Here is a 21,571-nt window from a genome sequence, read left to right as displayed (position 1 = left end):
GTATCCTTATACTTTTCTTATAGAAACCAAACACATGTTTAAATATACAGAAATTTGCTATTTATTCACAATAACAATAAAGGAATAGAAAATCTATTCCTTTACTTGAGCATCATAACTATGTAAGATTATCAGGTGAAAATTTTACAGTAACCTTCGTTTTATTAAATTCTAAAGCACTTGATGAAACTTTATCTCCAACCGATTCGCCTTTATCAGCTGATGTCTTCATAGCTTGCTTATGTTTTGTTAAAGAAATAGCATCAGAACGATCTCTTTTCTGTGTACTAATTAATCGTCCATATGTTCCTAAAGCTGGCAAAGTAGATGTAGCCATCATAGATCCACTTGTACTTACTGTTACTTTTTTATTCAATTTAGTTGTGTTATATGATGTTCCTCCAAAAGTAGGAATACCGCTATGTGTATAACTTACCCATGTACCTCCGGCTGATGCTGCTGAAGCACCAACAACTGCTGATGCAGCTATCAGTAAACTTAAAGATAAACCAAGTAAACGTGAATTTCTTTTTTCCATTGATTTGCCTCCTTCCTTTTAATTTATAAACATCATAACAAAGCATTTTTCTCCATTCAATATGTATATCATAAAGTGTATGTGTAATTACCTAAAATGCATTTTGGACTTACGATAACAACTTTAATAGAATGAAATGTCAGATATATTTATATACTGAGTGATAAATAAAAACAAAAAGTATATATTTTAAAAATCTGTAATCTATGGTAATATGAGTATAATATTTCAAGACGAGGAGATGATTTGATGAATTGTTGTATTATTGACGATGATGAAGCTTTATTAAAAAAAATAATGAATATTCTCTCTTGCCATAATCAAGTAAATACTATAGATTTTACTTTTATTAATGATCCATCTTACATTGATTATTCAATTCAATACGATATTCTTATATTAGATATTGAAATGCCTCATCAAGATGGTATCTCTATAGCTAAGAAATATATAAATACTTATAAAAATACTTTTATTGTCTTTTTAAGCTTACATCATGAACTCGTTTTTGATACATTTCAAGTTCAACCATATAATTTTATTAGAAAAGAATATATTGATGAAGAATTAATAACAACACTTGTAAGTATATCTCATAGAATACAAGATAATTTTTTATCAATTTCCTATAAAGGGATAACAAAAAATATTCGTTTAAATGAAATAATGTATATTGAATCAGTACAACATAAATGTATTATACATCTAGTTCAATCAAACACATTTGAAACTTCCCTTACATTGAAACAACTATATAAAAAATTAAATCTAGATTTCTATAAACTTAACAGATCTATTATTATTAATTGGAACTATGTCACAGAAATAAAAAATGGCTATGTTTATATCAACGACATTTCTTTTGTCATAAGACGTGGACAAATAAACGCTATTAATAGATTATTTTATCTTCATCATAAGGAGGGATAAATAATGCTGCTATCTATAATTGATTGTCTTCTAATTGCATTATTACCAACATTGTTTATAAAAAGAATAGCCAAAATTAAAAAAATATATTTATCTTTAATGGTTCTATTTTATTTTTCTATCTCATATTACTTTTTATATATATTATTATATAAAATAAATTTTAATACATTATTATCTATCAGTATTATTTTGTGTTTGACCTTTTTGCTTTACAAATTCTTGTTAAAAAATAATTATCATGCTATATACTATTCTGTTTTTATAAATTACTTTATTATTTTTATTACACTTTTATGCCTTTTTATTGTAGATTTTTTTGGAATTTCTCCCATCATATCAGTTAATATATTCTTTTGTTTTCCAATCATTTTTCTTGCTGTACTAACCATATTTTATCTATTTAAAAACCTTCATATATCTATAATCGAATATTTATCCAAAAAAAAATATATTATTTTTTTAATATGTAGTTTTTTTTTAGTCATTCTGTCTTTTTATACTGATTTGTATAAAAAGACTATATATATATCTTCTACTTACAGTATGGAATTAATTATTGGATTGATAATTTTACTCTTTTTTTATATGATATTTTTAAAAAACATTTATAATAAAACAATTAAACAAAATGAATTTATTAATAGTATTATAAAACAACAGACTCTTGAATTTCAAAAAATGTTAGAAAATGAAAAAGAAATACGTCAACTCAAACATAATATGAAACACATCTTATTATCTATATTAGATCAATACGAAAACAATCCTTATCAAATAAAAAAAACAGTGATAGAACACCTTCATTATCTTGATAATCAAGAAAAAATTATTAATACTGGTCATTCATGTTTAGACATTATTATTAGCTATTATATGCCTATTATAAAAGAAAAAAATATTGATATTATTACAAATTTCTTTCAAAATCAAAGTTTACTTAAAGACACAAACATTTACATTATATTAGGGAATATTTTGGAAAATGCAATTGAACACTGTAATGCTAAAACTAAAAATAAAATTATTATATATTCTACAATTCAAAATAATAATTATTATTTTCAAATAAAAAATACTATCGACCCTAATTCAAAAGTTTGTCTAAATACATCACAAAAAAAAGACAGTGGACATGGATATGGTATCGAAAGTATAAAAAAACTTGTTAAAAAAAATAATGGAAAAGTTAAATTTTACAACGATAGTATGTTTTTTTATGTTGAATTGTATTTACCTTTATAATATCATAAAGAAACATATATAATGGTAATTTGTTGTCCTGAAAGATAGTTCTTGCAAAAAGATAAACTTGATGTGAACACTGAGAACAAGTGTAGACATTGTTTCTACACTTGAGCAAAACAAAATAAACACAACCACATTCAGGGCAAACAACTTCTAAAGGGTAAAAGACATTTAAGAAAAAATTTCTGCAGATATATTCATTATTGAAGAAAAGCTTATTGAAAGTGATATGACTCATGATTTTTGATTTAGCCTTAGCACAGTTTATTGACGTAAACAATGACCTCCATAAATAATTGTCAATGTCATTATACATTAACCAAAAAATAATGATCGCTAAAACAGTAGAAAGACTCAAAAAAACGGAGTTAAAATAAAAAAGTATTACAATTAGATCAGATAGCCCATGAAAATTATTTCAACTCTAATTATTGAAATAAATATAAACTTTTAGATATAATGTGACCATATAATTAATAGTTTATTATTTAGATATACATACCTGTCCATATCCAATTATCACCTTATTTCTTAACGTATACTTCTTTTCTCTGCATTCATCATTACTATTACCTTCTATTGTATAAATATATTGATTATCAGATGATTCAACAATTCCAACGTGATCAGGATCATCGTCATTATTCCAATCAAAGAATATCAAATCTCCTGCTTTGGGCTTATAATTCTTATCTGCCCATTTTTTATTATCTTTGAACCATTGTATGCCATCTTCTACTCTTGAAAATTTTGGAATATTTGTATTTAAATCTCCACTTTCATTTGCACACCAGCTTACAAAAATAGCACACCATTCAACATGTGAATCAAATCCATACCATTCCCAATACTTTCTTCCTCCAATATTTCCTATCTGTGATTTTGCTACTGCAACAATATCACCGTTACCTATATGATAATATCTTAAAACATGTTTAACATAGTCAGGATCACCATAAACATCTATTTGCAATTTAGCTTTCATTTCATCTGAAAATACTTTTGCATTAGCCCTTGTATAACCACCAAAATGTTCAACAGCCCATTCAATATAACCATTACCAAAATTATATCCCTGAAGTGCTAGTGAGATATTTTGCATATCTGAAACACTCTTTACATTTGCTCTTTTCATACAGCCAGAAAGATAATGTACACCACAATCTATTGAATATTCAGCGTCTTGTATAGCATTAGGTACATTTGGATATTTTGTATTATATGGGCATTCTGATGATTGCATTGGATCATATCCTTTGCCACCACTTTCTTGCATCATGACTGCTTGAATCAAAGGTACATAATCAGCAATATCATATTCTTTTGCATATTTTTCAATGGTATTTGTATATGATAAGACTTCGGCTGAAACATACATTGTTCCATTTTCTACACTCGAATCATCTGATAATGCAGAAAATACACCAATAAAAAGTGTAATAACAATCAACAATATCAATCCCATTCCTAATGTTATAAACTGATTAATACCAGTTATACTTCTTTTTACAACATTGACTGTTCCTTTAAATAATTTTATACCTGTAGATGATGTTTTCTGTAAGTTTTGTGTATTTTGTTTTAATTCTTTAATTTTATTTTTATGTTTACTTATAAAATGAGATTTCATTTGATAATGATAATGGTCATTAGCTTTATCACTAAATAGAGTCGTTCCCTCATTTTTTACTTTTTTATTTGAAACAGTCAATATCTTTGAATTCATCAATGATTCGTTCTTATTATCTTTTAAATGATTATTTATGCTTTTTTCATTGGTTTCATATTTATCTTCAACACTTTTGATTTTCCTTTTTTGCATGATACGTTTGCTGTAGTGTTGTATATCATATGCAGTCTTCTTTTCATAATCAACCACTCTATTAGTGGCTTCATTTTCATAATCTTCATTATTCTGTTTATGAATATCATTTCGTTTCTTTTTTAAAACTTGATTTTTCTTAACAAAATGTTTCATATTTTCTTTTTTATTTTTTGTTTTTATAAACTGATGATGTTCTCTTGTTTTAATATCTCTCATATTTCATTTCCTTTTCATAAATTTTTAATCTTATCAATTTCAACACTTCCTTTCAAACATACAAAATAAGTTATCGCACATTTGTTTAAAAACAATATGTAATTTAAAATAAACATGAGGTGACAAAATAATGGATAAACATATGAAAATGATATTTGACTTATATTTAGAAGATGAAATTTATTCTGATGCTATAACACATGATCAGCAATATTTAACAATTATTAAAGAAATAAAAAGTCTAAAAAAAGAAATGAATCGGATTGCTTCAACTAATCAAAAAACAGAATTTTCTATTCTCACACAGAAATTATTTGATACATATATGAATCTTTCTAATCTATACCGATATTATGATTTTATAGAAGGATTTACTCTTGGAACAATCAATGGCATACATTGTTCGAACTATGATAATAAGCTAACATATGAAATAGAAAAAGTAATGAAAGAATACATATTAGAAAAGAGATTCCTTATTCCTAAAACAAAATAAGAAATCTCTTTTTTCATATTTATTGAACTATCGAATCTGGTCTTTATTTATATTCTTGTTATTCTTTTGATGATTCGATTGACTTGAAATAAGTTTTAAATGACCTCTGACCGATTCTCTTTTGAAATTGTCCAATTGATTCATCATCTTTGAAGTTTTCATAGCCATTCCTTTAAATAATTGATGCATAGAGCGAGATGATCTTTGTATAAAATTAAGCTTAGATAAGTCATGGTTTTCATGATTTGCTTTTTTACCAACAAGCAATAATCCAATGTTCTTGATATTTCTTTTTGCATTTTTCATCTCTACTGTCATAGAATCAACTGTCTGTATCATGTGATTTGTTCGATTGAGTGCTTTTATCAAAGTTTTCTGTAATCCATTTAAACCATCTCTTATATGCAATAAATCAATCATTTTAACAATACCTCTTTTACCTTGTTGTTTAAAGAATTGAATACAATCTTTCATGGAATTTTTTAAGTTGCTTTTTAAATCATTCAATTTGTTCATACTTATATTAACCATATCTTGTATCTTATTTAATGTGGATTGCATTCTCATCTTCATTGTTGGATTTTGCATACTGTTCAACTGTTCTTTTATAGCTCTTAATTCTTGTGTAAGAATTTCAAATTGTTTTTCCATGCTCTCAATATATTCAACTAAATCCTTTGTATTGTCATATTCCTTATGTTGATTGTTATCAAACAATATTGACATATACTCCTCTACAATAGGATCATTCATAATAGGTAACTGCTTATCCATTATTTGTCACTTCCTTTCATTTCTCTATCCGATGGCTTTGTCGTCATTAATTTATATAATTCAGTATTCTTTGGAAACCTATTTACAAACGGAACTAGACTTCCTCCATATCTAATTAAACCACACCCTGACTGTGCATTTGTTATATAGGTCAACTGTTCATCGCTGATATTCAACAATGTTGCTAATTTTTCTCTATCTTGATATGCCTGATTCAACATCACAACAAACTCAGAGTTAGAAAGCATTGTACTCGCCTGTACACTATCCAACAAATATTCTACATTCTGCGTAATTCCAATTGGATAACCATCACGTTTTCTAAATTGTCGCCATGCTGAATTAAAGAAACTTGCACTTTCATCGTTTTCAAAGACAACATGAAATTCGTCAATGATAATATGTGTTCTTTTCCCTTTTCTCCAATTATCATTGACACGATTAATCATAGCGTCTGTGATGACTAATAATCCCATTGTCTTGAGTTGCTTTCCAAGCTTAAAAATATCATATGATATAATACGATTATTCACATTGACATTCGTTTCATGTGCAAAGGCATCAAGTGAGCCATCTGTAAACAATTCCAGTTTTAATGCTAGACTTCTTGCTTCTATTTCAGGTTGTTCAAGAAGCTTTTTTCTTAAAGATATAAGTGTTGGTATTTGATTGGTATGATAATAATCTTGATAGACAAGTGTAACACATCTATCTATGATACTTCTTTCACTTGGTTTAATACCATCTCTATCAAGTTGTTCAAATAATGATATGATAAATTGAGATTTATCGCCTACTGGATTTCCACTATCTCCATATCCTTCATTCATATCCATTGCATTGATATGATTAGGACTCCCGGCTGATATTTGAATGACTTCTCCACCTAGCTCCTTTACAAGCAATGAATATTCTGATTCTGGATCACAAATAATAATGTCATCGTCTGTTGCTAAGGCGATAAAGATAATCTGTTCCTTTGTTAAGAAAGACTTTCCACTACCCGGCACCCCTAATTGAAATGCATTAGGATTCATCAGTTTTTCCTTATTGCACAAAATCAGATTGTTTGTAATAGCATTCTGTCCAAACCAGATTCCACCTTCATCAATAATTTCCTGTGCTCTAAAGGGAATAAAAACAGCTAGACTTTCAGTAAGTAATGTTCTTACAATATCCAATTTATTGATACCAATAGGCAATACACTCATGAGCCCATCAAGTTGTCGACTAGCAAAAGCAAGTGGTGATAATTCACACATATACTTTCTTGCAGTAGCCATCAATAACTCTGAGTCATTATCAAGTTCTTCCTTTGAATCTGCAAGATGAACAATTGTCATGCAACCAAGCATCATCCTTTGATCGCGAACAATCAAATCATCAAGAAATTCCTTTGCTTCCTTACGTTGATTTTCCATATCATAAGGTATCACAGCACTGAAATTATTATTGGCATTCTGACGTCTTTGCCAGTTCGTAATATTGGTTTCAATTCCCAAAAGACGATTTTCAACTTCCTTAATAGCTTCATCAGTAGGCACGGTTATAATATCCATGCTATACATAAGATTTCTATTTAATGAACAAAGTTCAGCGACAAATCCATCCTTGATATAACTTGCGTAATTTGATAGATATAATACTCGACCATATTTATCTCCCAATTTGAAATACTTATTATAAAACTCTGGCTGATAAGGACAGATTGCATCTTTGAAATCATGTCCTTTGTACATAAAATCATTAAAATCAAATTGAAAATGTTCTTCCATTCCGTTTCGATAAAAATCATGTAAGATTTTTAGTCTTTCTACTGCATCAAGTTCTTCTAAAGAAGAACCTAATTTTGAAAAATGAGATGACAATTCAACTGTTGTTCTTGAGAAAAAATTTCTTGCTTCGTCAATGTTATTTTTAAAAACAGTAATCGTTATATATTTTTCTTGCTTGATGCTATCTGTCCCTGATATTTTTTCAAGAAGCATATCATTATACTCATTTCGATATTTATCAAGGTGATCCCCCTTTAAGGGAATCAATATATGATTCTTAAATTCTTGTATATTAACCTTTCGATTATTGATAGTAATCTTGGTTGTAGTAGAACTATCCAATGAATTCAATAATTCACTGTAATTTAAAAATAAATTGACCTTTTCCTCTTTAGAGGCAACAGAGTAATTGACATCCTTAAAACAATACGTTTTAGAATACTTATTTCCAGAACAAAAAATACCATCTTTATAGATGGTATCAATATCAATAACGTCCTGTGCTCGTTTTGGCACTTTTATTTTATCTTTGTTTTGTTTTCTTAATTTTTCGTAGCTTTTTATCATTTGGATTCATTGACTCCTTTCTTTGATTTTCTATATAATCTTTTAATATTTCATAATATAAATTATATGGTTTAAAAGTAAGTTGACGATGACTCATCAAAAATGAACGCCATACATTGATTAATATTCGCTCAAAATTCATACCTTGATATGAAACAAATCCCAAAGCAGCAAATGGTATGGCCACAACAATACATAACCAGCTTGTCACTTCAAGACCTAATACATCTATAAATATAAAATACACTATAACTGCAACAAAACATGCCAACACAGAAAAAAAACACTGTCTAAGAGTTAGTCCCAAGACAATGCTTTCTGTATAGTTTCTTATTTCTTTATTAATTTTAACTTCCATTTATACACCTTCTTTCTTTTTCTTATCAAAAAATATAATTATTTGTACTAATTTAATTTTATTTTCTATATATGTTCACAAACTTTATTCAAAATGTTACTGATTTTATATTTTACTAACATTTTTTATATTCATGATAGTATAATAAAATATTACTATATTTTAAATAACATTTAGCTATACCAAATTAACTATATAATGTATTTCATCGTTTTAATCAATAACCTGATTACAAAACCTAACATTAATTTCCATATTTTTTAAACTACATAATTTTTAAAAAAATATATCATTAGAATTAGGCAATTTGATATTCATTATTCCATATTTTTCTGCTAATTTCTTATATAAAATATTACTAGTAAAAGTTAATAAGGGAAAATGTATATTAAAAACATGTGGATAGATACCTGAACTATAAGAAATTGCATTAGTTTCAGACATTAATGTTCTACACTGTTCATTCGTATAATTCATAATAGAATTATCTTCTTCAATTATAAAATCATTTGACTTATATTCTAAAGACGCAATAATGAAATCTTCATTTTCAGAAAAAGCAATAATATACTTCTTATTATAATTAAAGCTAAAATCATTACTTTCGAATTTCTTCTTCAAATTATTATAATTTTCAGGTAGTATTTTTATCAATTTCCTTAAGTTATAAAAATAATCTTCTATAGTATATCCATTTTCTATTCTACGCATACCTACATTTCTTCTTTGCTCAAAATCTTTCCAATTTTCTGTCTTCCAAAGACGATATACTTTATTGATATTTCTCCTTTTTAATTCATCGATAGCTTCTTTAATTAATGAATATTCAAACTTTCCATGTAATCTTATTTCAAAAGGCAATTCTTCTTTATCATGTAGATGTGTAAGTACATATTGTAACAACTTTCTATCCGATGAATCTAAGGGTGCATGACTAATATCCTCTATAGGATCACTTAAAAAAATACCATTTAAATCAACTTCTGGACGCACTAATATATCCTTCCATTTTTCATAACCATATTGATAGAAAGCATTATAAAGCAATTCAACAAATTTAACATTTTCTTCATCATGAATGTATACATATGGTCTAACCGAATTTTCATATGATTTCTCAATCTTTGCCACTCTATCTAAAAAATAAAATATTATTTCATTCAAAACATCATATGATGCGTATTCTATAGGAAAAATCAAATTTTTATATGCTTTTTTTATTATATGCTCTATATACTTATTTATCAAATTTTCTATATGCAAGTTCGCATATGTAGTCATAGTAATAAAAAAAACAATCCTTATAACTTTTATGATTTAACTGTTTAAAATATTCACCATGTTGTCCTCGTCTAATCCAATAAACTCCAATTGCAATTCCATTTTCATCTTTTAAATAAGCTATCCCAAACTTCCACACTTCTGGAAACATCTTATTCTTAATAAACTTTAAATCAGTTTCAAAAATACCATTTAAGTAATCAAATTGTTCCTGCAAAATTGATATTTCTTCGATAGTTAAATCTTGGTTTGTCAAAAATCTGTTCTTAGCCTCACTAAATAAATCTAATGCTCTTTCTTTATAAATTTTTTTGGCTATTTCATAAAATGAAGAGATATTTACAATTTCATCTTCATCATTAAAGTAAATAGTCTTGTAAAATTCGTCAGCTATTTCTAAAGATAAAACATATTGCGGAGATATATATTTAAAAAAAACTTTTTTTAAATATATATCCACCATAAATAAGAAACATGGGTTTAATGTTAAAGCTTCTTTTACAGCATTAAATATCTTTGTTTCACATGTATACTTATACTGACTCACATTTTTACGTTTATTATTATTTTTGTAATCATGATCTAAAGTTTTAATTTGTACATCTATTCTGCCAATAGGATTGTTTTTTTTCTCTCCAAATTCTAATATTTCAAAATAGCCATCAAAGTTAGGAACTTTATCAGATTGCGAAAAATGAGTAATTATGCTTTTTTGTGACTCAAGTAAATCAGACAAGATTCTATTGCCTAGTCCTTCATTAAAACTGTATTTGTCATAACCTCCAATATTCATAAACTCACCTCATAGTTCTAAATTTATCCACTTCATTATACTATTTATCAATACATAATAAAAGCGAAACTACAATCCCATCATATCTTTTACAACACGGTCTGACATCTTCACAGTTCCAACTAAAACAAGCATATTAAAAACTGTTTCACCGATATATGTCCATAGCATGCTTATAGCTGATGCTGAGCTGTCTATTACAGGTGGTGAGGCTGCAAACTGTGAAAAAATAATACATGCCAGAACAATAATAGCACCTTCTAAACAGACACCAATATAACTTTTTAAAAAAGTAACTGCTACAGACTGTGTATTTTCTGAAGCTGATGTTGACAGAGGTATAGGGCTTATTGCTGTATACATATACAATTTAAAGAATCTTCCATAGACTGTCAATATGAGTACAAAAGATAATATTGTTATGAATATTCCTCCAAGTAATGTCACTGCCCATACTGGTATACTTTCTAGAAATCCACAATCCTCAACAGCCTTAATGATTTCCTCAGGAATTGTTGTAGTTGTTGCACTACCTGCACTCACTGTAGACATAATCTTGGATGTAATACCTTGAATGATTTCAAATACTTTTGTCATGATAGTCATTCCATACACGACGATGCCTCTTGCAATGGCAAATCTTAAAAACAGTCGTAATGCATGTTCAGGACGCTTGATTTCTGTAAGATTTGTACAGGTTCTTACCATTCCAATAACAAAGAATAAGACAAGCAACGCCAGACCAATCGCTGTCAGTCCACCATGAATCTTGACAATGATTTCCCATATATGACCTCCCTTGAAGTCCTGAGGTGTCTGAGTGAGAAGCAGCCATATTTCTGCCATCTTCTCGTTCCAAGTGTTGATTGCATTGGTGAGATTGTCGATGATTCCACCCATTTATTTTCACCTCGCTTTTTGTATTATTAAAATGCTTAACCACCGACAATCAGATTTAATATTTCTTTCGCAAATGTAATAATGATTCCTCCAGCTAGAGTCAAAAAACCGTTGGCACGTTGCGATGGATCATGGCTTTTCAAACTCAAACCAACCTGAACGACACCAAATCCCAGTAAAATCATACCTATGGCTCTAATCAGGCTAAAGATAAAAGTTGATAGGTTATTGACAACTGTCAAAGGATCTCCATCTGCAAGGACTGGAGTTGCTCCAAAGTTAAGAATTAATACACTTAAAACATATGCTAGAAATAAACTTCTTGCCTTTCTTGAAAATTTCATAAACTTCATATTTCATTTTCCTCCCTTTTGTTTTTTACATATTAAAAAGGTGTAGTTATGATTTTCTCTCTAACTACACCTGAACAATGATATGTTAATCATTATCTATTAAGCAATTTCATCATCTTGAGATTGCTCTCCTTCTTTTTTTATAAGTTCTTCAAAATATTCTTCTATATCTTCATCTGAATAAAGTTCATAATCCTCATCAGTTAGAAGAACATTCTGCCAGTCCACAATCGCATATTTCACTTTTCCATGTTCGTAAGGCTTGGCTTTCCCATCCTTTGTATATTTTACATTGGGATGTTTCAATATATCATATTTCTTGTCAAAAATTGGTCGTTCACCACGTATAAATAACAATGAATAATCATTATCTAATAGTCGTACCTCATCAGGTGTCAGAAGTTCTCTTCCAGTCTGCTGATAATTTGTAGAATAGTTTCCATTTTTTCCACCTGATTTGCCATAGGTATTTGTATCTAGCGTTTCCTTTCCAAGATACTCACTGAGAAACTTATGAGTAGACTGCTCATTTCCACCAAGATAGTATAAGCTGTCACAATTACCTACCAAGCTTTCCCATGAATCTTTATACAACGCCTTTATCTGTGCAAGATTTTGAATGATGATGGATACAAAAATCTGCCTTGATCTCATGGTACTGAGAAGTTTATCAAATTCATCAGGCAGGGCAACATTGGCGAACTCGTCCATTAAAAAGTGAACAGGTACAGGCAATTCTCCACCATGAACTATATCTGCCTGATAGTACAGCATCTGAAACAATTGAGTATAAAGCATTCCAATGATAAAGTTGAATGTTGAATCATTGTCAGGTATAACACAAAAGATTGCTGTCTTTCTTTCTCCTACTAGATTTAACTCAAGCTCATCAGTAGCTGTTAGGGAAGCAATGCTTTCAAGATTAAAAGCTGCTAATCTTACACCTACACTTATAAGAATTGACTTTGCTGTTTTACCTGAAACGAAATGTCAAGGACTTTTTAGTACCCCCTACATTTCATTGCATGAAAAAAGCCACTGTAGATTTCTCCACAATGGCTATAAAGTCATGTTTTATTCACTTTTGATTACCGGCAAACTCATGCCCAAACTGAAAGTTTCCACTGTATCTAGATTTTGACAAGCTAAAAGATATTATATTTGCTAACTTTACTAATCTTTTAGCATATTTTCAAGTTCCATGATATTTGCACCAACATCGCTTTGTTTGTGTGCATCGGAAGCAGTCTCAATTTGCACATTATTTTTTCTCAGAATAGATAATAATTGATGATTTAAACCAAGTTCAATATCAGAACTATAATTTAATTGTAACCCTCCACTATTTTCAGCATACATTCCGTGCTTATTTAACAGAACAGCTAGTTTATTATAATATTCCGTTAAATCAATGTTTGGTTTGTGACCAAAACACTTGATTGAGTCAGGATGAGCAAGACCATTAAACAAACCACTTTCACACAACTGGAACATAATTTCATAATATCTTTTATATACTTCTTCTATGTTCTTGCTTTCCCAAATCTCTTTTTGTCCCATATGGTCAAATCCCCAACCATCAATCCAATGTACAGCTCCTGTAAGAAAATCAAAATCATATTTATCAAGAATATCTGTCAAAATGTCAGCAGTTTCAGGAATATAACAGACTTCAAGACCAAACCGCACTTTTACAGGATACCTAGTAGCCTTTACTCTTTTAATAAAACTAATGTAATCATCTATCGAACCATTCATTCTTTTTATTATCCAGTTATGCTGAAAATCGTTATATGCTTTTATTGGTTCGTATACTCTCTCAAACTCAGTAAACTGATGGGTATGCTCAAGCATGTATATTTCATCAAGCCCTGCATCTTGTGCTACTTTAATGAATCCCTCAAAAAAATCAATATTATAGCCTATGGGATTTCCATGTAAAAAGTGTACATGTACATCTCTCATCATTCATTCCTCCAAGTTTCTGTTTCACTCACAAGAGCGCAAACTTCAAATTCGTCTTTCCGTAAAACGCGCCGACTTACTGAAAGTTTGCAGCCTTAGAAATTAAAATTCATTAACATTACGCTCTCCATTCCATCAACACACAATCTTCCTTCTTCCCTTCGTGTAGCTCATGTTCGGGAAGCTCCTTAATAATTTCAAATCCCGCCTTCTGATATGCTCGTACCGCTCGTGGATTATTTTTTCGTGGGTCAAGAATCACCGCATTGGCATCCATTTCCGTTCGTAGATATTGGCATACTACTCTGCAATATTCTGCACCGATTCCCATATTCCAATATTCCGGCTCACCGATAAATTGGTCCATCGCATAAATCTTTTCTTCCGTCTCATGGTAATCATATTCGTCGAAAAGTTCCCCCTGAATTCTGTATATTTGTGCGTAACCGATGGGAATTGTATCATATTCAATGATGACTCGATAAATCTCATCCGCCCATTGCTCTGTATAATGCTCACGAATCGTTTTCTGTGTATGCTTTTTATCTCTACCGTCGTAAAATTCAAGAACACGGTCATCTGTCAGCCATTTTAACATTAGAACTAAATCATCCTCACTCATCGGGCGAAAGGAAACTCGCTTTTCTTCCAACATAATTCACCTCTTCCATGATATAATTTCACATCATCTTTTCCTGCTAAAATATAAACATCTCTGCTTGTGTCTGTAGCAATTCAGAAACACCCTTAATCAACATTTCCCTATCTTTTCTTTCATAACCATAAATGATTTGGTCTATCAACCAATACACATCATTAAGCTCTGCTTTTCTTTCTGCTACTTCCGGCGCCTTATGCTGATAGTATTTTAATACCTTCCTGCCAAATTCTTTCCCGAAATCATCTGTACTACAATCCAGCAAGCACAAAAAATCATTATCCGGGTCACCTACATTAAAATCGCCAAAATCAATAACTCCAAACAGTCTATTATTTCTAAAAATCATGTTATTTGCACTGAAATCATTATGTACCAAACAAGGGGTATATTTAAATAAAACAGCATTGCTTAATATGTTTTCATATATTGTTTCGATATGTTCCAACATCTCATCAGTTAACAGCTGCTCCTTTTCCAGAATACTTATAAGTAATTTTTTATCTTGCAAAAACTTATCTTTCTTATTCACCAGAGCATCTGAAAACAAACTGACAGAACAATCAATCTCTATGGAATGTAACTCTTTCAAAAACGTAGCTTCATCATATGCAAGGGCATCCTTTTCCTTTTCACTCAACTTATGATACTGCTCATAAGTAATACGTTCCCCTTTAATATATTTCATAATATTAAATCGGTCACTTTGATATACTACCGCAGGGGTCTGATAAGATAAATTACAATTTTCTAAAAACCGATACAATTCAAACTCTCGTTTCTGAGCAAATCTAACAGAATCTCGCTTTGGAACTTTCACAACATATTGTTCATTACATAAAAAAGTATCGCTATCATCGCCTGATGACAAATAGCAGAGTTTATTTATTTTTATCTGTTCATTCAAATGCTGATATATTTCTACGTCCAAATCAATCATTTCATTTTTCCTCACGTAAGGTATTAACAGAAACATCATATAATCGCTTACTTTCAAGTTCTCCGTAAGCCTGAAAATTCAAATTTGCGCTCTCATCGAACACACCAATTATATCACGAAATATACAATTCTTCTACATGCTTTTTTACCTATGCAGTATGTTGTGTTGTCTTGACATCACTCTCAATCAGCCTCTTTATCTTGTCCTTCATGGTTTCCTTGGCATCTTCATTGAAATGCACTCTCACAACATACATTGTGCCACCTATCTGCTTCCTGAGTGCTACCGGTGTGTGTGATTTTCTATTCTCCATTTTGTGTTCTCCTTTTTTGTTTTGCCTGATAAGGAAGAGCCTCTTTCAGCTGACAACCGGAAGCTGACAACCGACCTTCAAAAACTCTCAATTCCTTTTATTTATAGTTACTTTTCCTAAATTTACTTTTTCTTAAATATTCCGTTGCTTTCGTTGTCAGAACTATGTATACCCCCTAAAAAATATAGTAAATATAAGGGTTTTAGGAATATAGAACCGACAACGAGGTTGACAACGGGATAGACAACCAGCCGACAACCTACTGGGCAATTATTACTGCATCCACTCTGCCGGTAGTGATAACTGTTCCATCTGCTCCTTGGTAATCGGTTGAAAATCCCGACCTTTGTTGTCAGGCTTCTCCCATCCTTTCTGCCGGCGATATGGCTCAGGGAAATGTCTTGGATTACTAAAGGCAATCCAATCACTACAGTTATTCATTATGTCGTTAATCTCTCGTATTTCCCATTGTGCCGGATTTCCATCATTCCCCAACGCTTCGGCGTACAACTGCCTTGAACACACCATATTTGCTTGGCAATGCTCCAAATAATCAAGAATAAGCTCTTTCTTGGTATCTTCCTGCATAAACTGTTTCTGATACTCCCGAAGCTCTTCCTCAATCTTCTTTGGAAGCTTCAACTGAAAATCGCCACTCCTATAGATTACCATTGCTTCTGCCCACATTTGGTCTATATATTCCCTTGATGCTTTTTCATCATCAAGGATATGAACCTCAGCCTCATCTGACTTACACAGAATAGGCAGAAATCTTCTATTTCCCGACCTATCCATAGGCAAAAAATCCAATGAATTTGACGAACCGGCAAACACACACTGCCTCTTATGGTCTTTCGGATGCCGGTCGTATGGTGTTTTATAGGTATCCTTCTGTCTACTCATAAAGGACTTGGTATCTTCTACATTCTTAGCATTGAGAATAGCCACCATTTCAGGAAACTCTAATATCAGATGTGCTTGTATTTTTCGGTACACATTGTCATCATCCATTTTCTTTAAGTCATCCGTAAACCAATCATCCTTCATGGCAAGGAAACGCAGAAAAGTGGATTTACCGGCTCCCTGACCACCTACCAGGCAAAGCATTGATTCAAACTTGATGCCTGGGCAGGAAACTCTTGATATCGTACCCATCATAAAAAGCTTCATTACCTCATAAGTGTAATCGCTGACCTCTGCTCCTAAGAAATGATGCAGTGCATAGCGTATTCGCTCCTTGCCATCCCATGTTAGGGAATTTAGATAATCAAGAACCGGATGATAGCGGTTTTCATTTGCCACAACCTTTATCACATCCTCAATTCGCTTTTCATTGGACAATCCGTAATGCTTTTCAAAATAGACAACAAGAAACTTCAAATCCACATCCGTAAGGCTCTCACTCTCCCGATACCATCCCAAATCCCTTGTAATGTCAATTTTGTCCGTAAACATATTCAGCCGGAATGCACCTTTCAGATTAGGGTCATGCATCAAAATCAGACGATAATTACCGACTGTTTTCCTGACTTCTCCCTTTTCTGTGCACTCCAGTATCGCCCTGACTTCTTCGATACTCTTCAATTCTTCGTACAATCGACTTCACCCCCTTTCCAATGTCAGAAACAACAAAAGCTCTGTCAGGGATATCCTTTTCAAGAAGAGTATCAAGCTGATATTCTACTTTACTGATATTCTGCAGAGCTTCTACAAAGCAGGGATGCAATTCCTCATCCATGCTCTTTGGTGCATATTCTGTTTTCCATTTCCTTAGCAGATGATAATAGTCCGACAGAACCCTAAAGCACTGCCTCTGTTCCTCATCCAATATCTGCTCCGGTGTTTTCCTTGGTGCAATCTTTTTCGGTGGTGCTCGGTTGGTTGCATCATAGTTTAGTCCAAAGTCAGATGCAATCTTCATTGCAGCTGACTTTGGTGCAAGACCGAAATACTTTGCAACAAAATCAATGGCATCACCGGTATCTCCACAACCAAAGCAATAGTACCTCTTATCCATCTTCATACTGGGAGTCTTGTCCTTATGAAACGGACAGCAAGCCAGCCCGCTCCGGTTGATTTTAATACCATACTGCATAGCCACTTGCCTTGCAGTGACATTGTCCTTTACTACTGTAAATACATTCATGCTTATCCCAACTCCTCTCCCCTTGATTTCTTCTGTGCCGGTGCTTCGGTAACATTTGCTCTCTGCTCCTCTACAAGCCTCTTATTTGCCTCAAGAAGGGCACGAACCGACTTCCTTGCATGTTCCTTTACCTCAGCTTTCTTTTGCTCCTTTAAGCGTGGATTTTGCAATGCTCCCATAACCTTATCAGCCACCTTCTGAGCCATGCTCCTGAGCTTGTTCTCCAAATTATCAAGGCATCTTCCAACAAAATCCCTTTTATCCTTTGGTGTTTTTCTCTCATCCGAAGTCAGCCACTTTTTATACTTGCGAAGCTCCTCGATATCTTCCTCTCTGGTCTGCTCTGCCACTGTTTCAGATACCACCTCACATGCTTTTTCATAGGCATCCTCAGCCACCTCTTCCACAAAGGCTTCCAAATCAGAAATCTTCATTGTGAGTGCATCTAATGTTGCCTGATTTTCAGCAATTCGTCTTTTCTGATTTTCGATAATAAAATCCTGCTTCTCAAGATAACTGACACCGCCATAGACCGGCTCGAAATCTATCTCGACTCCGTTTCTGTGGGCAATATCCAAAAACATTTTTCTGCATTCCGCATCAAAGCTGATTTTCCGGTTATTGTATTTCCCCTTTTTCTTTGTTGGGTCAGGCAGTTCAAATCCCAGTTCTTCCAGTGCTTTCTCTTGCTGAGGACACAACTCTCCATATTGATTTTTTGCATCAAACACATGCCTCTCATGGATATGTGGTGTTGACTCATCCATGTGCAGTGCCCAGTCTAAAATGTGAACATGTGAACCATATCGTTTATTAAATTCCTCAAAATACTCTGCCACTACCTTAGCCAGCACATCTGCCGAAACCGTTTCGTCTATATTACCAAGCTGTAACACAGTTTCTTCCGGACAAGTCTTATTATTTTTCAGTACATCATCAATGGTTCTGTTCCGTTCCGGATGCCTTGCCATCTCATTTCTCTCATTCTGTGCATCCACATGGTCTGAGTAATGCTCAAAATAATAGGCACGCTCAACTTCGGTAAAAGTAAACTGCCTCTCTTGGGAGCTACCGGCAAAGCTGTAACCTTGGTAGCAATCCCAATACACATTTTCTTTTGTCCTTTCAGGGTCAATATGCTCACTGTTCTCCACATCAAAATCTCGGTCATTATGCTTTACATCATAGACCCCATGCTTTCCGCTTCTGCCATTATGCCTTGAAGCTTTCATTCGTTTTTCTCCTTTCCACTGCTTTCGTTTTTCAAAGGCGAAGCCGTTTTTTCCCTTGCGTTTGCGACAAGTAATACCCATTACTTATCGTCGCAACGACAATAAACTGGGCAAGGCTTCCGCCCTTGACCTGATGAAGGCTCTGCCTCTCAACTCCGACAAAGGTTGCACCTCTGTACTCTGCTCCGAAGGAGTTGAAATCTGTCATCCCCACAAGACGGATAACACAGTTCAACTTCTTCGGTTGCTCTGCATTTCCTACGGAAATTTGAGCATGAAAAAAGCACTCAAGACTTCTCTCAAGTGCTTTTTACGAAATCCTACACCGGCGTTCCGATTTTCGGCTCTAATGCAAGACTTCCCACTGTTGCATAGACTCCGTTCTCTCTGTCCTGCCTACGAATTTCTTCTTTCATAGCTTCTATCTTTGCTCGCTTTTCGCTCTTTACACGCTCTTCATACTTCCTCTGCCATCCGCTTTCTTTTCTTCGTAAATACTGCTGATGTCTCCTGTCCTTAATTCTGTTAATCCGGTCAATTTCAGCTTGTTCTTCCGGAGTAGGTTCTGTCATCATTGCCGGTGGAACATATCGCCCAACAAAATTAAAATAGATTTCAATCTCCTGCGTGGTTTGAATGCTCCCCTTTCTGTCTCTTTCATGCACCAGCACCTTATCAACAAATTCATTTATCATTGCCGGTGTCAGTTCCTTAAACTTCTCATATTTATCAATCAATGCCATAAATTTACTTGCAGAATTTTTGCTCTTCTCATATTCAGTGAGCTTCACTTCCAATTCCTTAAGCTCCACATCAAGCTCTGCTTTTTCCTTGGCATACTGCTTATCCAAGACCTCATATCTGCTGTCCGGCAGTTTACCAAGAATGTTGTCCTCATAGATACGGCAGATTAGCTTCTCAAGCTCCTCACAGCGATTTTTAGCCACTGTAATTCTTGCCCTAACCTTTTTTACCTCTGCATCCTCTTGCGTGGATTGTGCGGTTGCTATGGTCTCTATAAACTCACTCCGGTCATACTTTGCATATTCAAAGATTGCCTTGAGCATATCCCCTATCAGTTCCAGCACCACCGACTCGTTAATTCTATGCTGAGTATTGCACAATGTACCAACCGGAACTTTACTGTAAGCTGAGCATGTATATTGTGGTATTCTCTTGCCATTGCTTGTCCTATGCACATACATTTTCGCTCCACAATCAGCACAATACATAAGACCGGTAAGCACATGATGCTCTCCCCATCCGTCCGGATATCTGCGTACATTTGCTCGTAACTTCTGCACTGTATCAAAGGTTTGCTGGTCAATAATCGGCTCTTGCGTATTCTCAAATATTACCCAATTATCTTCCGACACATAATGGCTCTTTTTATCCTTAAAGTGCTTCTGCGTTTTGAAATTTACAGTGTGACCTAAATATTCTCGTTTCTTCAATATCCCAACTACTGTAGACGAACACCAACCATAAATGTCTTTAAAAGTCTTATGCCTATTGTTCCCTTGCCCAAAGCGTGCCATATGCACTGCCGGTATTTCTACTTTCTTCTCCTGCAAAAGAGTAGCTATCTGATAAGGACCCAGCCCATCAATAGTCCATTTGAATATCTGCCTCACGATTTCAGCAGCTTCTTCATCCACAATCCAATGATTTCCGTCATTTTCATCTTTCAGATATCCGTATGGTGTAACACTAGCCACATGCTTTCCGGATTTTCCCTTGGACTTGAATGTGGATTTTATCTTTTTGCTGATATCCTTGGCATACATTTCATTCATAACATCCCTGAATACAAGGAAATCGTCATCTCCATTGTAACTGTCATGGTTATCGTTAATTGCAATCAGACGGACTCCCTTTTTACGGAAGAACTCTCTTAGCTGACCTACCACAAGATAATCTCGTCCTAATCGGCTCATGTCCTTCAAGATAATGGTTTCCACCTCTCCATCTTCCACAAGCTCCATCATAGCCTTAAAGGACGGTCTTTCAAAGGTTGTACCGGATATACCATCATCAGTGAAGTGCCTGAACCTAGTCCACCCTTTTTCTCTGCAATAATCTTCTAGCAACTTCTTTTGATTTGATATACTGTACGACTCTCCAAGGTTCTCATCCTCTCGGCTTAATCGCTCGTATAATACAATAATCTTTTCACTACTCATGTTCTGCTCCTTTCCTCTGTATTTGAGCCAAAAATAATAAGCTCAAAGAGAACTTTTAATCTAAGGTACTAAAAATACT

General features: G+C 32.8%; 20 protein-coding genes and 1 pseudogene. 3 read left to right on the top strand and 18 right to left on the bottom strand.

Annotation, left to right across the window (positions count from 1 at the left end; genetic code table 11):
* Window positions 1–118: 118 nt before the first annotated feature.
* Window positions 119–538 carry a hypothetical protein gene (locus tag KEC48_RS01065; protein WP_211963843.1) on the bottom strand — a complete coding sequence of 140 codons (420 nt, stop codon included), beginning with the start codon at window positions 536–538 and terminating at the stop codon, window positions 119–121.
* A gap of 249 nt (window positions 539–787) precedes the next feature.
* Here KEC48_RS01065 and KEC48_RS01060 point away from each other — a divergent pair, with 249 nt between their 5' ends.
* On the top strand, window positions 788–1,468 hold the full coding sequence (locus tag KEC48_RS01060; RefSeq protein WP_211963841.1) for a LytTR family DNA-binding domain-containing protein: 681 nt from the start codon (window positions 788–790) through the stop codon (window positions 1,466–1,468).
* 546 nt (window positions 1,469–2,014) lie between these two features.
* A complete protein-coding gene (locus tag KEC48_RS01055) occupies window positions 2,015–2,713 on the top strand; it encodes a GHKL domain-containing protein (RefSeq protein WP_211963839.1) in 699 nt (232 codons plus the stop codon).
* 487 nt (window positions 2,714–3,200) lie between these two features.
* On the opposite strand, the gene KEC48_RS01050 is transcribed toward KEC48_RS01055, so the two are convergent.
* Entirely contained in the window at window positions 3,201–4,757 is a 1,557-nt protein-coding gene (locus tag KEC48_RS01050; protein ID WP_211963837.1) for a lysozyme family protein, read from the bottom strand.
* 130 nt (window positions 4,758–4,887) lie between these two features.
* On the opposite strand from KEC48_RS01050, the gene KEC48_RS01045 reads away from it, so the two are divergent.
* Window positions 4,888–5,253: a hypothetical protein gene (locus KEC48_RS01045; protein WP_211963836.1), complete on the top strand. Its 366-nt coding sequence runs from the start codon at window positions 4,888–4,890 to the stop codon at window positions 5,251–5,253.
* Between the two features lie 27 nt (window positions 5,254–5,280).
* Here KEC48_RS01045 and KEC48_RS01040 read toward each other — a convergent pair whose 3' ends face one another.
* The 16 genes and pseudogenes from KEC48_RS01040 to KEC48_RS00965 all read right to left on the bottom strand — a co-directional run bounded on the left by KEC48_RS01040 (window position 5,281) and on the right by KEC48_RS00965 (window position 21,492).
* Entirely contained in the window at window positions 5,281–6,027 is a 747-nt protein-coding gene (locus tag KEC48_RS01040) for a DUF6674 family protein (RefSeq protein WP_211963834.1), read from the bottom strand.
* Complete coding sequence (locus tag KEC48_RS01035; RefSeq protein ID WP_211963833.1) at window positions 6,027–8,369, bottom strand: VirB4-like conjugal transfer ATPase, CD1110 family; 2,343 nt, start codon at window positions 8,367–8,369, stop codon at window positions 6,027–6,029. The genes KEC48_RS01040 and KEC48_RS01035 overlap by 1 nt, the downstream gene beginning before the upstream one ends.
* Window positions 8,326–8,727 (bottom strand): PrgI family protein, encoded by a 402-nt coding sequence (locus tag KEC48_RS01030; RefSeq protein ID WP_211963832.1) that lies wholly within the window; start codon window positions 8,725–8,727, stop codon window positions 8,326–8,328. Before KEC48_RS01030 ends, KEC48_RS01035 begins: the two co-directional genes overlap by 44 nt.
* 276 nt (window positions 8,728–9,003) lie before the next feature.
* Window positions 9,004–10,008, bottom strand: a complete 1,005-nt coding sequence (locus tag KEC48_RS01025; RefSeq protein ID WP_211963831.1) for a hypothetical protein — start codon at window positions 10,006–10,008, stop codon at window positions 9,004–9,006.
* The gene (locus KEC48_RS01020) at window positions 9,965–10,801 is read right to left on the bottom strand and encodes a DUF4365 domain-containing protein (protein WP_211963830.1); all 837 of its coding nucleotides are present in this window, start codon (window positions 10,799–10,801) and stop codon (window positions 9,965–9,967) included. The genes KEC48_RS01025 and KEC48_RS01020 overlap by 44 nt, the downstream gene beginning before the upstream one ends.
* A gap of 69 nt (window positions 10,802–10,870) precedes the next feature.
* A complete protein-coding gene (locus tag KEC48_RS01015) occupies window positions 10,871–11,701 on the bottom strand; it encodes a hypothetical protein (protein ID WP_211963829.1) in 831 nt (276 codons plus the stop codon).
* Window positions 11,702–11,736: 35 nt separating this feature from the next.
* Window positions 11,737–12,045, bottom strand: a complete 309-nt coding sequence (locus tag KEC48_RS01010) for a glutamyl-tRNA amidotransferase (RefSeq protein ID WP_211965354.1) — start codon at window positions 12,043–12,045, stop codon at window positions 11,737–11,739.
* Window positions 12,046–12,153: 108 nt separating this feature from the next.
* Window positions 12,154–13,035 (bottom strand): annotated as a pseudogene (locus KEC48_RS01005) (VirD4-like conjugal transfer protein, CD1115 family); the annotation flags it as partial.
* A 192-nt stretch (window positions 13,036–13,227) separates the two neighbouring features.
* Window positions 13,228–14,019 (bottom strand): PHP domain-containing protein, encoded by a 792-nt coding sequence (locus KEC48_RS01000; RefSeq protein WP_211963828.1) that lies wholly within the window; start codon window positions 14,017–14,019, stop codon window positions 13,228–13,230.
* Between the two features lie 118 nt (window positions 14,020–14,137).
* Window positions 14,138–14,674 carry an aminoglycoside N-acetyltransferase AAC(6')-Im gene (gene aac(6')-Im, locus KEC48_RS00995; RefSeq protein WP_186832472.1) on the bottom strand — a complete coding sequence of 179 codons (537 nt, stop codon included), beginning with the start codon at window positions 14,672–14,674 and terminating at the stop codon, window positions 14,138–14,140.
* Window positions 14,675–14,717: 43 nt separating this feature from the next.
* Entirely contained in the window at window positions 14,718–15,617 is a 900-nt protein-coding gene (gene aph(2'')-IIa / locus KEC48_RS00990) for an aminoglycoside O-phosphotransferase APH(2'')-IIa (protein WP_186832473.1), read from the bottom strand.
* 149 nt (window positions 15,618–15,766) lie between these two features.
* Window positions 15,767–15,931, bottom strand: a complete 165-nt coding sequence (locus KEC48_RS00985; RefSeq protein WP_186832474.1) for a transposon-encoded TnpW family protein — start codon at window positions 15,929–15,931, stop codon at window positions 15,767–15,769.
* 273 nt (window positions 15,932–16,204) lie between these two features.
* On the bottom strand, window positions 16,205–17,425 hold the full coding sequence (locus KEC48_RS00980; protein WP_186832485.1) for a virulence-associated E family protein: 1,221 nt from the start codon (window positions 17,423–17,425) through the stop codon (window positions 16,205–16,207).
* 16 nt (window positions 17,426–17,441) lie between these two features.
* Complete coding sequence (locus KEC48_RS00975; RefSeq protein WP_186832475.1) at window positions 17,442–18,077, bottom strand: CHC2 zinc finger domain-containing protein; 636 nt, start codon at window positions 18,075–18,077, stop codon at window positions 17,442–17,444.
* A 2-nt stretch (window positions 18,078–18,079) separates the two neighbouring features.
* Window positions 18,080–19,309, bottom strand: coding sequence for a serine/arginine repetitive matrix protein 2 (locus KEC48_RS00970; RefSeq protein WP_186832476.1), 1,230 nt, complete (start codon window positions 19,307–19,309; stop codon window positions 18,080–18,082).
* Window positions 19,310–19,629: 320 nt separating this feature from the next.
* The gene (locus KEC48_RS00965) at window positions 19,630–21,492 is read right to left on the bottom strand and encodes a recombinase family protein (RefSeq protein ID WP_186832477.1); all 1,863 of its coding nucleotides are present in this window, start codon (window positions 21,490–21,492) and stop codon (window positions 19,630–19,632) included.
* Between the last annotated feature and the right edge of the window lie 79 nt (window positions 21,493–21,571).

This window comes from Clostridium sp. C1 (genome assembly GCF_018223625.1).
GTDB lineage: Bacteria > Bacillota_I > Bacilli_A > Erysipelotrichales > Coprobacillaceae > Allocoprobacillus.
The sequence above is the reverse complement of the archived record's forward strand: the minus strand, read 5'-3'. Positions and strand labels throughout refer to the sequence as shown.

Bases quoted from the DNA above. Each gene is read 5' to 3' on its own strand.
- KEC48_RS00975 (WP_186832475.1), bottom strand. From the start codon at position 18,077: ATGAATGTATTTACAGTAGTAAAGGACAATGTCACTGCAAGGCAAGTG.
- KEC48_RS01045 (WP_211963836.1), top strand. From the start codon at position 4,888: ATGGATAAACATATGAAAATGATATTTGACTTATATTTAGAAGATGAA.
- KEC48_RS01060 (WP_211963841.1), top strand. From the start codon at position 788: ATGAATTGTTGTATTATTGACGATGATGAAGCTTTATTAAAAAAAATA.
- KEC48_RS01020 (WP_211963830.1), bottom strand. From the start codon at position 10,801: ATGAATATTGGAGGTTATGACAAATACAGTTTTAATGAAGGACTAGGC.
- KEC48_RS01055 (WP_211963839.1), top strand. From the start codon at position 2,015: ATGGAATTAATTATTGGATTGATAATTTTACTCTTTTTTTATATGATA.
- KEC48_RS00970 (WP_186832476.1), bottom strand. From the start codon at position 19,309: ATGAAAGCTTCAAGGCATAATGGCAGAAGCGGAAAGCATGGGGTCTAT.
- KEC48_RS00985 (WP_186832474.1), bottom strand. From the start codon at position 15,931: ATGGAGAATAGAAAATCACACACACCGGTAGCACTCAGGAAGCAGATA.
- KEC48_RS01030 (WP_211963832.1), bottom strand. From the start codon at position 8,727: ATGGAAGTTAAAATTAATAAAGAAATAAGAAACTATACAGAAAGCATT.
- KEC48_RS01000 (WP_211963828.1), bottom strand. From the start codon at position 14,019: ATGAGAGATGTACATGTACACTTTTTACATGGAAATCCCATAGGCTAT.
- KEC48_RS01010 (WP_211965354.1), bottom strand. From the start codon at position 12,045: ATGAAATTTTCAAGAAAGGCAAGAAGTTTATTTCTAGCATATGTTTTA.
- KEC48_RS00965 (WP_186832477.1), bottom strand. From the start codon at position 21,492: ATGAGTAGTGAAAAGATTATTGTATTATACGAGCGATTAAGCCGAGAG.
- KEC48_RS01015 (WP_211963829.1), bottom strand. From the start codon at position 11,701: ATGGGTGGAATCATCGACAATCTCACCAATGCAATCAACACTTGGAAC.
- KEC48_RS01065 (WP_211963843.1), bottom strand. From the start codon at position 538: ATGGAAAAAAGAAATTCACGTTTACTTGGTTTATCTTTAAGTTTACTG.
- KEC48_RS01040 (WP_211963834.1), bottom strand. From the start codon at position 6,027: ATGGATAAGCAGTTACCTATTATGAATGATCCTATTGTAGAGGAGTAT.
- KEC48_RS01050 (WP_211963837.1), bottom strand. From the start codon at position 4,757: ATGAGAGATATTAAAACAAGAGAACATCATCAGTTTATAAAAACAAAA.
- KEC48_RS00980 (WP_186832485.1), bottom strand. From the start codon at position 17,425: ATGCATGACCCTAATCTGAAAGGTGCATTCCGGCTGAATATGTTTACG.
- KEC48_RS01025 (WP_211963831.1), bottom strand. From the start codon at position 10,008: ATGACTACATATGCGAACTTGCATATAGAAAATTTGATAAATAAGTAT.
- KEC48_RS01035 (WP_211963833.1), bottom strand. From the start codon at position 8,369: ATGATAAAAAGCTACGAAAAATTAAGAAAACAAAACAAAGATAAAATA.